This window comes from Polynucleobacter sp. Adler-ghost (assembly GCF_018688495.1).
Classification (GTDB): Bacteria; Pseudomonadota; Gammaproteobacteria; order Burkholderiales; family Burkholderiaceae; genus Polynucleobacter.
Map to the genome: position 1 here is coordinate 1,527,937 of NZ_CP061320.1, position 12,312 is coordinate 1,540,248.

Here is a 12,312-nt window from a genome sequence, read left to right on the forward strand (position 1 = left end):
GAATTAGAACGGCTCGTATCCACCAGAGGAGTAACCTACTGATCCCATCGCCAAGTTGTCGAACTTGGTATATGGACCTTGCCAGCTCAAGCGCACAGTACCAATTGGTCCATTACGTTGCTTGCCAATGATGATCTCCGCCATGCCCTTATCTTGGGTTGTATCTGGGTGATACACCTCATCACGATAGATGAACATAATTAAGTCAGCATCTTGCTCGATCGCGCCCGACTCCCGCAAATCAGACATGATGGGGCGCTTATTAGGGCGCTGCTCTAGGCCACGGTTTAACTGCGACAAAGCAACTACTGGACACTGTAATTCTTTTGCGAGTGACTTGAGTGAGCGCGAGATCTCAGAGATCTCTGTTGCACGGTTCTCAGAACCAGAGCCACTCATCAACTGCAGGTAATCAATCACAACGAGGCCAAGTGTTCCGCCAAAGTTACGAGCAATACGACGTGCACGTGCACGCAACTCCAAACTGGAAAGAGCGCCAGTCTCATCAATCAAAATTTGGGTATTACTTAGACGAGCAATCGCATCCGTGACACGTGGCCACTCGTCATCCTGTAGCTTGCCGGTACGCATACGACCTTGATCAACGCGCCCTACTGAACCTAATAAACGGGCCGCCAATTGCTCACCCGACATCTCCATTGAGAAAACAACGACCGGCAAACCTTCAGCCAATGCGACGTTCTCGGCGATATTAAGCGCAAATGCAGTGTTGTGGGTTACTACGTAATCATTAGTTATATAGGTTCTATCTGGGTGACTAACGGAGATACATTGCGCCTCAGTCACTCTGGATGGCTCGATACTCTTAAATGACAGTCTGCGTTGGCGATCCCAGCTCGCTCTGAGTCTTTCTTTCTTTTCAGGCAAAGTAAATGCTTGAAAGCCTGGGCCAAAACTCATATTTAAGACGTAGGCCAAACGACCCTGCTTCTGCTCGCCTTTGTAAGTGTAGCTTGACTGTTTTTGTGCGATTGAGCAAAAGCCGCCTAATGATCTAGCCAAAGTGGCAACATCTTCTGATAACTGTTTACTTGCAGTACAAAAACGAATAGAGCCCCACTTCTCAATCCAGCCATCAGTGTCCATCAAACCCTGAAACAGTGCGAGACGAGAATTTTTATTGGCCTCAAGGTAGGTAGCGGGGATATATTTATCAAAACTTCTGCAGCCTAGAACACCCAAATCCTGCAAGGCAGAGCGGAAATAATTGGTTGGCACAGATTGACGTTGGCCATTAGCCGCAATTCTGGTTTTGGAGACCAATCTCCAGTCATATGCGTTGGCATGAACTAACTCCATCTCATATCCAGCTAGAGCATTCATGCGCTCAATTAGCTCAGGAGATTTGGTGGAGAATGAAACACTTTTATGAGAGAGAGCTAAAGTTCCGTCACCAAGTAATGCACCTAGCACCCAAGGATTTATTAGTAATGTATTTGAATGACCAAAATCACCTGAAACAGGATCTATCCACAGACGATTCTGGTAGCGAACACAAGAAAGCATTTCAATTAAACGCGCAGTACTAATAACTTTAGGATCATCCCAGTCGCGGTACATCACCCGCCAGAGATGTTCATCGCAACACTCAGCCTCACGACCATCAGAGAAGGTGACTTTATAAATCTGCTTAATGCCTTGCGGATAGATGCCGGTCACCATGGAATGCTGGCCATCTACAGAGGCAAGGCGATCGCCAAACCGCAAGTCACCCATCAACTTCCAGCCATCAACTGTTTTTACTTTGGCATCCAGCGGTTGCGCTTTACCCATTGAAGGTCTACCAGCAACAATCACCAAGTCACCTTTTTGCAGACCGCTAGTTTGTTTATCTAGATCAATGAATCCAGTTGCAATACCAGTGATATCACTGCCACCTTGACGGTTATATAACTCGTCAATTCGGGCAACAACGGTTTTAAGTAATGGTTCGATCTCGAGATAGTCAGCTTTGCGACTACCCTCTTCACCAATTTGTAGAATACGTGACTCCGCTTCATCCAAGAGCGTTCTGACTGAACGGCCCTCTGGAACAAATGCAGAGTTCACAATGTTGTCAGATACTTCGATGAGGCGACGCAGAATGCTACGATCACGAACAATATCGGCATAGCCTTTGATGTTGGCTGCACTTGGAGTGCTTTGCGCTAATGAATTGAGGTAATCAATACCAACTAAGTCACCACCCTGCTCGGACTTAACAGCCTCATGAACAGTAATGACGTCAGCGGGATGATTGTCGCCAACTAAACGCTGAATGACCTTATAGATCAGAGCATGTTCAGGACGATAGAAATCTTTATCAGTTAATACACCACCTAGGCGATCCCAGGCTGTATTGTCGATCAATAGACCGCCGAGCAAAGATTGCTCGGCTTCTACAGAATGCGGCGGTACTTTTAAAGCCTGCAAGGCTGCATCCCCAGAACCCATCATGCCAGGACTTGGCATAAGAGAGCGTGAGCGGGATTCAGCCATGAGGCTAGATTACAGATTTAAAACTTACGCTTGCTCGCCAACTACACGGATAGTGATGTCAGCCACTACATCGGTATGAACTGCTACCGCTACAGGGTGATCACCAACCATCTTCAACGGGCCAGTAGGCATGCGTACAGAAGCTTTTTCGATTGCAAAGCCTTTGGCTTTCAAAGCATCAGCGATGTCATGGTTTGTTACAGAACCAAACAAACGACCATCAACACCAGCTTTTTGACCGATTTCGAGAACCAAGTCTTTGAGCTTTGTGCCAACCGCCTCAGCAGCAGCCAATTTCTCAGCAGCCAACTTTTCCAACTCAGCGCGACGTACTGCAAAGTCAGCGATGGCTGTTTCAGTTGCACGACGAGCTTTGCGTTGTGGGATTAGGAAATTACGAGCGTAACCGTCTTTAACACGAACGATGTCACCGAGGTTGCCCAGGTTAATTACTTTTTCTAAAAGAATGATTTGCATTGAGGGCTCCCAATTATTTCTTGTGTTGATCGGAGAATGGCAACAAAGCCAAGTAACGAGCACGCTTGATAGCAGTGTCTAACTGACGCTGATATTTAGCTTTTGTGCCTGTCAAACGTGCAGGAGTGATCTTAGCGTTTTCGCCAATAAAATCCTTCAACGTATCTACGTCTTTGTAATCAATCTGCTCTACGCCAGCAACAGTGAAACGGCAATAACGCTTACGCTTGAACAATGGGTTCTGAGCTGGTTTCTTTTTGAAATCGGGTTTCTTTCCAAACGCCATGATGATTTCCTCTTTAATTTTTCAATTGAATATGGGTAATGTGGAAAACAAGTCTTTGATTACGTAGAGTCTTAGGTGCTAAGAATCCTTCAAACACTGCCTCGGCCCCTAAATCCATTTGCTCTAAGCCCTTTTGTATCGGGCCAATTGCTATGGCTTCAACACTCATCTGAATTTTCCTGGCTACTCCTACCTCGTTTACTTCGCCGCTATGTTCTAGCTGGCAATGCATCACCGGTATTCCTGCTGGTGTAAATCGAATCGCGTCTTTAGATACCAAGAATGCAGTTAGGGTGAAATGATTCAACGCCACTCCGTCACTCTGATACGTTTTCTAGTCTGTGTATTCCTCTTCAAATTTCTAACTTAAGCCGCTACTACAGGAGCGTCGGATTGAGCTGATTTGCGCGCTTCTTCACGTTGCACTTCTTTCATCATGATGGAAGGCTCTGTTTCAGCTTTCTTCGTCTTGATGATGAGGTGACGCAAAACAGCATCGTTAAATTTGAATGCGTGCTCGAGCTCGTCCAGAGTTTTCTGGTCGCACTCAATGTTCATGCAAACGTAATGGGCTTTAGCAAGTTTGTCGATCATGTAAGCCATCTGACGACGACCCCAATCTTCCATGCGGTGAATTTTGCCGCCAGCAGCAGCTAATGTCGCTTTGTAGCGATCGATCATCGCAGGCACTTGCTCGCTTTGGTCCGGGTGGACGATAAAGACGATTTCATAATGACGCATCTAACACTCCTTAAGGATAAAATCACCTGGGCGTCTTGCTAACTTCCGATGGTTTTAAAGTTAGCGCCAGTGTGACAAGGTAGTAACAAATTGTAGGTAAAACTAACTACACATATTTACAGCTTTTAAGTCCTCACCGAATTTCAGGTAAGTCCGCTATTCTAGCAAAAAAATCCTGCCAAGTCAGGGGCTTACCGGCTTTATTTGCCTGTTTTGCCGCATTTAGAGCTAATTGAAGTGCAATTCTGGCCCTAGGGGCGGTTAAGGTGCCTGAAGCTCGGCATCCAAGGGGGTCTAACTCAGGAATATTTGGCAAAGTAGCGCCAGCGCCAGTTCTAGTAGTTCTCACCAAAGCAATACCCTGAACCATCGCCTGATCTAAAGGTTTGGCCCAGTCATCATGAAAACCACCATGCCCCGAACCTGCAAGAACAAAGCCCTGGACGGCGCTACTAAGCCAATGTGTAATGGTTTCAGGGCGAGCACCCGCATGACTAGTCAGAATCTCGACCCAAGGCCACTCACCCTCCCCGGGAATAGGTAAATCTTCACTCCAAGCTGCCTGCACGGCCTTCACACCAGATAACCACGAGGGGTTAATTAAGCCTACCGAACTGGATGGGGCGTTTTGTAATGGCGCATTCAAAGCCGTAGCGTGGCGCTTAGCTAGATCCATTGCCATACACCCGCGCCCGTCCATCACCGCATAAATGCCACCAGGACAGTTATCAATGGGCGTGGAAGCCCAGCGCATGGCATCCAATAGATTAGAGGGTCCATCAGCTCCAGGTGCATTACTCGGCAGCATGGCCCCAGTCAAAATAACCCTCTTAGACTGAGTCTGCGCTAACTTTCCACAGCTTGCCTGCAAAAATAAGCCCGTTTCCTCAATCGTATCGGTGCCGTGGGTAATCACAACCCCCTTTACAGCAGCGTCTAGCAAGGCCTCTCTTACAGCAAGCCCAAGGCTAGTAAGGTGCGCATCAGTCAGATTGCGACTATTGACATTCGCCATCTGACGAGAAACCAGCTTAACCCCCTCAGGCACTACTGACTGGACCTGCGCGACTAAAGCGTCAACCCCGACTTGGCCAGCTTCGTATTGAAGGGGGCTTTCTTTTGGATTGGGGGCGAGACCTGCAATGGTGCCACCCATACCTAAAACTAGAAGATGGGGTGTATTTTCAGAAATACTGGATTTTGAGCTCATCCCTTCATTATCCGCCTCCAAATTACTTGAATATTCAAAAAGTGCTGTATACAATCCCAGTATGGACATAAATACAGTCGATTTTCCAGAGGAGCTGACTGCCCTCCCTAAACTCACCTCACGTCAAAGTGAGATTTTGGAATTGATTACCAAGGCCATCGATGAAAGCGGCTCTCCCCCTACTCGCGCTGAAATTGCAACGCAACTGGGCTTTGCTTCTGCCAACGCTGCTGAAGAGCACTTACGCGCATTAGCAAAAAAAGGGTATATCGAACTGACACCGGGAACGTCCCGCGGCATTCGTATTCCACAACGATTTAATCAGACACACAATCCCAATAAATATCGTCAGATGTCATTACCTTCTGGCGCGCTTCAGCAACTCACACTGCCACTCATTGGTCGTGTTGCTGCAGGCTCACCGATCATGGCTGTTGAACACATTGAAAAACAAGTGCCAATTGATCCAAGTTTGTTCAGCAAAGGCGCCGATTACTTACTGAAGGTGGTTGGCATGAGTATGCGCGATGCTGGCATTCTGGATGGTGACTATCTTGCAGTACGAAAAACTTCCGAAGTTCGTAACGGCGATATCGTGGTTGCGCGCTTAGATGATGAAGTCACAGTAAAACGTTGGAACCAAAAGAAAACTGCGGATGGTATGGTGATTGAATTACAAGCTGAGAATCCAGACTTCAAAAATATCTTGGTAGACAGACGTCAACCAAACTTTGCTGTTGAAGGTCAAGCCGTTGGCTTGATCAGAGCTGGCGGACTCTAGCCCAAGACTGCTGAAACAAAAGGCCTCTATACGAGGCCTTTTTCAATTGCAGAGTGGGGCTAAAGTACTCTTGCCACTCTATCTTTTTCTATGATTTATTTTTTACTAGGCGCAACTATATTTGCATTCTTCGGGGATGCGGTAATAGTAATGATTGTCTTTGGACCAGTGAATGGACCCTCATTTAATTCTACGGTTGAGGTACGATCACCTTTAGTGAAAACCAAAATACTGGTTTTTGATTTCACGGCACTCACAGTGGTCCAACCAGCCCTTGGATATTCAGCTTGGAAGAATGCATAAATATCCGTTGGCGTTTGCACACCAGATAAAACAACGCGCCCTACCCAGTTATCGCCGCGACCAATAATCAGTGAATCAGAGCCAATAATTTTTGATGCCGCAGGCAATGGCATATCACCTAAAAGTTGCGATTGAATTTCTTGGACTTCACTTGGCGTACCTGTTGGAGAGTCGCCAGAAGATGCACATGCTGCTAGCAAGATAGATAGCGCTAAGGCTATTGAAAATTGATGGAATCGTTTAAGTTGGATCATGTTCTTGCCCTGGTAATCAATCTACATTACTGGAGGCGCGTGAGGGAATCGAACCCCCGTACGAAGCTTTGCAGGCTCCTGCCTAACCACTCGGCCAACGCGCCATATGCTTGAATCAAAAATGGGAAGCTTTTTTAGGGCTTCCCATCGAACTTGGAGCGGGAAAGGAGGTTCGAACTCCCGACCTATACCTTGGCAAGGTATCGCTCTACCAGCTGAGCTATTCCCGCATAACAGGGCAACAGTTTAGCAAACAATTTGAGAGCGCGCATTATTCGTGAAGAAGACTACCCATCAGCCGATCTGATGTTTATACCAAGCCCTTATCAGCCATGGGTTTGTGGACATTAGTCGGCTTTTTCAACTAGCTGAGGCAAAGCCTTTTTCATGTAATAAAACATTGACCAAAGTGTCAAAAAAGATGCAATCCAGATTAACCAAGTACCAACTTGTGCGCAATTGAGCCAACCAAAAATGGTGTCGTTCAACAATAAAAATGGGATTGCTACAAGTTGGGCCGTGGTCTTCAGCTTGCCGACCATATGCACAGCAACACTTTTCCCAGCGCCTAAGAGTGCCATCCACTCCCTCAAGGCGGAGATGGTAATTTCACGTCCAATAATGATGAGGGCAACCCAAACCTGCACACGGTCCATATTAAGGAGAACCAATAATGCAGCAGCAACAATTAACTTGTCTGCTACAGGATCTAAGAATTGACCAAATGCAGACTCTTGCTTCATTTTGCGAGCCAAGAACCCATCCAACCAATCAGTCACTGCAGCAAAAATAAAAATGACTGTAGCTGTGAGATTCTTATCAAAGGGAGTAAGCCAGCTATCAGGCAAATAGAACACTGCGACGACAAGCGGAATTGCAGCAACGCGCAACCAGGTCAAGGCAATGGGTAAATTAAAAGGCATAGCTCAAGCATAAACTAATGCGAGTGAACTGGGCAATCAATGGAGTTGCCTATAGATTTGCTCTGCCAATGCAGTTGATATCCCTTCCACGCTGGAGAGTTCTTCGATAGTGGCATTAGAAACGCCACGCAAACCCCCAAAACGGGCGAGTAATTTTTGACGACGTTTCGCTCCGATACCCTCAATCTCTTCTAACTGAGAAACTGTTCTGGCTTTTGCCCGCTTTGCACGCATGCCAGTGATGGCAAAGCGATGTGCCTCATCCCGGATTTGCGCCACCAATAACAAAGCTGCGCTGTCAATGCCTAGTTCGAGGGATTTCCGTCCGTCCGCAAAAATAAGCGTCTCAAGACCTACCTTACGCCCCTCCCCTTTAGCAACACCAACAATCAAACTGATATCCATGCCAAATTCAGAAAGAACTTGTCTTGCCATCTCAACCTGACCTTTGCCACCGTCAATCAAAATCACTTGCGGCATCCTCTCAACAGGAAGCTCTTGGAAGTTTGTATAACGACGCTCTAAGACCTGACGCATGGCAGCATAGTCATCGCCTGGTGTAATGTCATTAATATTAAATCGTCGATATTCACTAGGCTGCATCGCATTTTTTGAATACACCACACAAGAAGCTTGCGTGGCCTCACCAGAAGTATGGCTAATGTCAAAACACTCAATACGCAACTGCTCAAGACTTTCCAACTCCAAAGCCAAAACATCAGCCAGCGCTCGCGCTCTTGCTAGCTGTCCACCAGTCTCGACCAAACGCTTTGCAATTGCAATCTTGGCGTTGCCCTCTGCCATCGCCAACCAATGCCGTCTCTGACCTTGTGGCTGATGCAGGAAAGTAACGCGCTTACCAGCTTGCGCATTGAGCAAATCATGCAAACCCTCAGGGGCTGATTGCTCAGGACTATCTTCAGCAGCTTCTTCTGGCGCCGCAATATCATCAACCAGCCTTCTTAAAGGGTGATTCAGAATCAATACGGGTGGAATTAAATTGGTAGTCGCCTCACCATCACCTGACTTCTCCTCTAGGTAATGTTGCGCAATAAAGGCTTCTAAAATTTCTGCGGGGGGTGGCAACTCTCCAGAGCTTGAACGCAAACCCTTAGGGAAATATGCTCGATCACCTAAATGGCGTCCACCCCGAATCATTGCCAAATTGACGCAAACCACACCCTCCATTTGAGCGACAGCGATGACGTCGACATCACCTTCACCATCAGCAACGGTATCCATGGACTGCTGCTGCAAGACACTAGAGAGGTCTGCAATTCGATCTCTTAGTACCGCAGCCATTTCAAATTCCATAGCATCGCTATAGGCATGCATCTTTTTTTCAAGCTCAGAGAGCACGCGACTATGATCGCCCTCTAAAAAACGTGTTGCCTGTGCTACGTCCTGCCCATATTGATCTGCGTTCAGACGACCAACACAAGGTGCGCTACAGCGATGAATTTGATGCAATAAACAAGGACGACTACGATTTTTGAATACCGAGTCTTCGCAAGTTCTCAGGCGAAAGACTTTCTGCAAAATCTGCACGCTATTACGTACTGCCCATGAATTAGGAAACGGTCCAAAGTAGTGATTACGCTTATCTGTTTTTCCTCGATAGGAGGCCAGACGTGGAAACTGGTGCCCCGTCAACATTACATAGGGATAGGACTTATCATCTCGGAAGAGAATATTGAATGGAGGAGCTAACTCCTTAATCAAATTGTTCTCTAGAATTAAGGCTTCGGTTTCCGAGCGTGTTACTGTAGTTTCGTAGCGGGCGATTTTTCCCACCATCAGCTCTATCCGTGGTGAAAGCTGAGTTCGCTGGAAGTAACTAGATACCCGCTTTTTGAGGTTGCGCGCTTTTCCGACATACAAAATATATCCCGCCTCATCAAAGAAGCGATACACCCCCGGCAATCCGGGTAGCCGTTTAACATCCTGCTGAAGGGTTTCAAAAAGCGAATTACTCATGCGTTGGGATATTTTCTGTCAAATCGTAGACAACTATGGTGATGCCGGTGTTTGCTGGCGCCTAGCAAGAAGCTTAACAAGTCTTCATGGCCAAGACGTGCGCATTTTCTGTGACGATCTCCCAACCCTTAATTTACTCGCTTCTGGGGTTGACCCAGAAATCAAGCGTCGTATCGATATCCAGCCCTGGGAAGCAAGTCATAACAATAGCCGTCATCCAGTTGAGGCACCGGATGTGGTGATTGAGGCATTTGGGTGTGATCTACCAGAGCGTTACCTTGCGGGCCTACTGATTGCACCCAAAAAACCTATCATCATTAATCTGGAGTATTTAACTGCCGAGCCCTGGATTGTGGACTTTCATCAGAAAGCATCCCCGCAGGCACACGGTATTCCGAAATATTTTTTCTTTCCTGGATTCCAGACTAATGCAGGTGGAATTTTGATGGATCCAATTCCTCAAGAGTCATCACTGACAGAACAATGGGTTCCCGAGAGCCTCAGTGCAAGCTGGAGACTCTTGCGAGCTAATGCAAAACGTATCAGCGTCTTTTGCTACCCAGGCGTACCACTCCTGAAATGGCTGGAGGATCTAGCAACATTAGATGAGAACTTTGACATCGTCCTGACGCATGGTCAGCTTGAGCAATTGCAGTTCAGTTCTGGTCATCCAACTAAGGCACTTGTCCTGCCCAACTCGATTCAACTCATCTCAATTCCTTTTGTCTCTCAAGATGAATATGATTGGGCTCTCTCTCAATGCGACTTCAATATTGTTCGGGGCGAGGATTCTTTTGTCCGAGCGCAGTTGGCTGGGAAACCCTTCATCTGGCATATTTACCCACAAGAAGATCACGCGCACGAAACCAAGTTGGCTGCATTTTTAGATCTCTATCTTGAAGATGCATCTCAAGAACTTAAACATGCCGTCATTGCCGCAATGACTTGGGCAATGCCTAGCAAGTGGCACCAATCCATGGATGACTGGAATACCCATTCCAAGGCTTGGCGAGCAAATTTATTAGAAAAACAAGCCGATGGTGGCCTAGCTGTCCGTCTAATGAGCTTTATAGCCTGATCTTGGGCTAAATATACCTGCGGGCGGTTACAATCTTGTTTTTGATAAAAACCGCAGAAAAACAGCTCTGCACCCAGGAATAGCAAGATGAAAACAGCACAAGAACTCCGCGTTGGTAACGTAGTCATGATCGGCACTGATGCCATGGTCGTTTTAAAAGCAGAATACAGCCGCTCTGGCCGTAACTCCTCTGTTGTGAAAATGAAATTCAAGAACTTGTTAACTGGCGCGCCTAATGAAGGCGTATTTAAAGCAGATGACAAGTTTGATGTGGTGATCTTGGATAAAAAAGATTGCACCTATTCTTACTTCGCAGATCCAATGTATGTATTTATGGATACCGAGTACAACCAATATGAAGTGGAAGCTGAATTCATGGGCGATGCATTGCATTACCTAGAAGAAAGTATGCCTTGCGAAGTCGTGTTCTACGAAGGTAAAGCACTCTCTGTAGCAATGCCAAACTCGTTGGTTCGTGAAATCATTTACACAGAGCCAGCAGTTAAAGGCGATACCAGCTCAGGCAAAGTCTTGAAGACTGCAAAATTAGCTACCGGCTATGAATTGCAAGTGCCATTGTTTTGCAACACCGGCGACAAAATCGAGATCGATACTCGCACAGGTGAATATCGTAGCCGCGCTAACTAATTAGATCACTCGATATGCAATAGCCCGGTACGCCGGGCTTTTTTATTGCCTAGGCAATAAGCTTCAATTGCTTGAGCAAGCCTTTCGCATGCTGGTATTGCGCTTCGCCTTGTAATTCATCCCAAGTAGGAGCTTCAGCGGTTGGCATCAAGCGATTTAATCGAGTTGCAGATTCAGCCTGTTTTGTTTTGGAAACTTTTAGCTGACTCAGCAATTGATCTGCGAGATCAGGGCGATTGCAAATTAATACTGCATCGCATCCTGCCTCAAGCGCCATATCAGCGCCTTTAACTACAGAACCAGCCACACTGGCGCCTTCCATTGAAAGGTCATCGCTAAAGATCACACCTTCAAATCCCAACTCTTGACGCAAGATGGAATGCAGCCAAATCTTAGAAAATCCCGCTGGATTTTTATCTACTTGTGGATAAATCACGTGAGCTGGCATTACTGCAGTCAAACTCAAATCTAACCACTCGTAAGGCTTAGCATCGTCATCTAAAATCTTTTGTAGTGAACGCTCATCAACTGGAATGGCCACATGCGAATCTGCCTCTGCCCAGCCATGACCCGGAAAATGCTTGCCGCAATTCGCCATACCCGCCAGTCGTAAGCCTTCGTTCAAACTCTTAGCCAATGCAAAGGTGATTTGTGGATCACGACTAAATGCACGATCACCAATTACACCGCTACGACCAAAGTCTAAATCTAGGACAGGAGTAAAGCTAAAATCCACGCCACAAGCTCTTAATTCGGCAGCTAAGATATATCCACAGGCAGTTGCAGCTGCCATAGCGATGGCAGCAGATTGAGCGCTATGGATCGATTTATTTTTAGCACCCCATAGCTCGCCAAGCTTGCGCATAGTAGGCAAATGGGTGAAGCCATCCGTTCTACAGCGCTGCACTCGTCCACCCTCATGATCAATCGAGATCAACACATCGGAACGGATTTTTTTAATTTCCGAAGTCAGCTTTGTGATTTGCTTGCGATTTACAAAATTTCTACCAAATAAAATCACACCACCAGTAAGTGGGTGCAAGATCCGACGACGATCCTCCGCGTTTAACTCGAGACCAGCAACATCTAAAGTAACAGGGCCTGGTTTCATAGTCGACTTGCTCATGTATTCCTC

13 protein-coding genes and 2 tRNA genes are annotated in these 12,312 nt (G+C 46.7%); 3 read left to right on the top strand and 12 right to left on the bottom strand.

The features are described 5' to 3' along the window. Positions 1–3: 3 nt before the first annotated feature. The 6 genes from dnaB to ICV89_RS07985 form a co-directional block, all read right to left on the bottom strand. Positions 4–2,499, bottom strand: coding sequence for a replicative DNA helicase (gene dnaB, locus ICV89_RS07960; RefSeq protein ID WP_371817836.1), 2,496 nt, complete (start codon positions 2,497–2,499; stop codon positions 4–6). A 24-nt stretch (positions 2,500–2,523) separates the two neighbouring features. After that, positions 2,524–2,976, bottom strand: a complete 453-nt coding sequence (rplI, locus tag ICV89_RS07965; RefSeq protein ID WP_215308019.1) for a 50S ribosomal protein L9 — start codon at positions 2,974–2,976, stop codon at positions 2,524–2,526. Between the two features lie 13 nt (positions 2,977–2,989). Next, a complete protein-coding gene (rpsR, locus tag ICV89_RS07970) occupies positions 2,990–3,262 on the bottom strand; it encodes a 30S ribosomal protein S18 (RefSeq protein WP_011902267.1) in 273 nt (90 codons plus the stop codon). 13 nt (positions 3,263–3,275) lie between these two features. Then, a complete protein-coding gene (gene priB, locus ICV89_RS07975) occupies positions 3,276–3,569 on the bottom strand; it encodes a primosomal replication protein N (protein ID WP_215308021.1) in 294 nt (97 codons plus the stop codon). A 59-nt stretch (positions 3,570–3,628) separates the two neighbouring features. After that, positions 3,629–4,003 carry a 30S ribosomal protein S6 gene (gene rpsF, locus ICV89_RS07980; RefSeq protein WP_215304752.1) on the bottom strand — a complete coding sequence of 125 codons (375 nt, stop codon included), beginning with the start codon at positions 4,001–4,003 and terminating at the stop codon, positions 3,629–3,631. Positions 4,004–4,136: 133 nt separating this feature from the next. Beyond that, positions 4,137–5,213: an asparaginase gene (locus tag ICV89_RS07985; protein ID WP_215308023.1), complete on the bottom strand. Its 1,077-nt coding sequence runs from the start codon at positions 5,211–5,213 to the stop codon at positions 4,137–4,139. Positions 5,214–5,274: 61 nt separating this feature from the next. On the opposite strand from ICV89_RS07985, the gene lexA reads away from it, so the two are divergent. Next, on the top strand, positions 5,275–5,994 hold the full coding sequence (gene lexA, locus ICV89_RS07990; protein WP_215308025.1) for a transcriptional repressor LexA: 720 nt from the start codon (positions 5,275–5,277) through the stop codon (positions 5,992–5,994). Positions 5,995–6,089: 95 nt separating this feature from the next. Here the strand turns inward: lexA and ICV89_RS07995 are convergent, their stop codons facing one another. From ICV89_RS07995 to uvrC, 5 genes are all read right to left on the bottom strand, one after another. Then, positions 6,090–6,551 carry a hypothetical protein gene (locus tag ICV89_RS07995; protein ID WP_215308027.1) on the bottom strand — a complete coding sequence of 154 codons (462 nt, stop codon included), beginning with the start codon at positions 6,549–6,551 and terminating at the stop codon, positions 6,090–6,092. A 30-nt stretch (positions 6,552–6,581) separates the two neighbouring features. Then, positions 6,582–6,655, bottom strand: a tRNA-Cys gene (locus ICV89_RS08000). Positions 6,656–6,705: 50 nt separating this feature from the next. Further along, positions 6,706–6,781: transfer RNA gene (locus tag ICV89_RS08005), tRNA-Gly, on the bottom strand. A gap of 117 nt (positions 6,782–6,898) precedes the next feature. Further along, the gene (pgsA, locus tag ICV89_RS08010; protein ID WP_215308029.1) at positions 6,899–7,474 is read right to left on the bottom strand and encodes a CDP-diacylglycerol--glycerol-3-phosphate 3-phosphatidyltransferase; all 576 of its coding nucleotides are present in this window, start codon (positions 7,472–7,474) and stop codon (positions 6,899–6,901) included. 36 nt (positions 7,475–7,510) lie between these two features. Further along, positions 7,511–9,451, bottom strand: a complete 1,941-nt coding sequence (gene uvrC / locus ICV89_RS08015; protein ID WP_215308031.1) for an excinuclease ABC subunit UvrC — start codon at positions 9,449–9,451, stop codon at positions 7,511–7,513. On the opposite strand from uvrC, the gene earP reads away from it, so the two are divergent. Both earP and efp read left to right on the top strand, forming a co-directional pair. After that, positions 9,450–10,529, top strand: coding sequence for an elongation factor P maturation arginine rhamnosyltransferase EarP (gene earP / locus ICV89_RS08020; RefSeq protein WP_215308033.1), 1,080 nt, complete (start codon positions 9,450–9,452; stop codon positions 10,527–10,529). The genes uvrC and earP overlap by 2 nt on opposite strands. Before the next feature lie 87 nt (positions 10,530–10,616). Next, positions 10,617–11,177: an elongation factor P gene (gene efp, locus ICV89_RS08025; protein WP_046330550.1), complete on the top strand. Its 561-nt coding sequence runs from the start codon at positions 10,617–10,619 to the stop codon at positions 11,175–11,177. Between the two features lie 49 nt (positions 11,178–11,226). On the opposite strand, the gene nagZ is transcribed toward efp, so the two are convergent. Beyond that, entirely contained in the window at positions 11,227–12,303 is a 1,077-nt protein-coding gene (nagZ, locus tag ICV89_RS08030) for a beta-N-acetylhexosaminidase (RefSeq protein ID WP_215308034.1), read from the bottom strand. Between the last annotated feature and the right edge of the window lie 9 nt (positions 12,304–12,312).

Coding starts and splice junctions, on each gene's coding strand:
- dnaB (WP_371817836.1), bottom strand. CDS start 2,499: ATGGCTGAATCCCGCTCACGCTCTCTTATGCCAAGTCCTGGCATGATG.
- rplI (WP_215308019.1), bottom strand. CDS start 2,976: ATGCAAATCATTCTTTTAGAAAAAGTAATTAACCTGGGCAACCTCGGT.
- rpsR (WP_011902267.1), bottom strand. CDS start 3,262: ATGGCGTTTGGAAAGAAACCCGATTTCAAAAAGAAACCAGCTCAGAAC.
- rpsF (WP_215304752.1), bottom strand. CDS start 4,003: ATGCGTCATTATGAAATCGTCTTTATCGTCCACCCGGACCAAAGCGAG.
- ICV89_RS07985 (WP_215308023.1), bottom strand. CDS start 5,213: ATGAGCTCAAAATCCAGTATTTCTGAAAATACACCCCATCTTCTAGTT.
- lexA (WP_215308025.1), top strand. CDS start 5,275: ATGGACATAAATACAGTCGATTTTCCAGAGGAGCTGACTGCCCTCCCT.
- ICV89_RS07995 (WP_215308027.1), bottom strand. CDS start 6,551: ATGATCCAACTTAAACGATTCCATCAATTTTCAATAGCCTTAGCGCTA.
- pgsA (WP_215308029.1), bottom strand. CDS start 7,474: ATGCCTTTTAATTTACCCATTGCCTTGACCTGGTTGCGCGTTGCTGCA.
- earP (WP_215308033.1), top strand. CDS start 9,450: ATGCGTTGGGATATTTTCTGTCAAATCGTAGACAACTATGGTGATGCC.
- uvrC (WP_215308031.1), bottom strand. CDS start 9,451: ATGAGTAATTCGCTTTTTGAAACCCTTCAGCAGGATGTTAAACGGCTA.
- efp (WP_046330550.1), top strand. CDS start 10,617: ATGAAAACAGCACAAGAACTCCGCGTTGGTAACGTAGTCATGATCGGC.
- nagZ (WP_215308034.1), bottom strand. CDS start 12,303: ATGAGCAAGTCGACTATGAAACCAGGCCCTGTTACTTTAGATGTTGCT.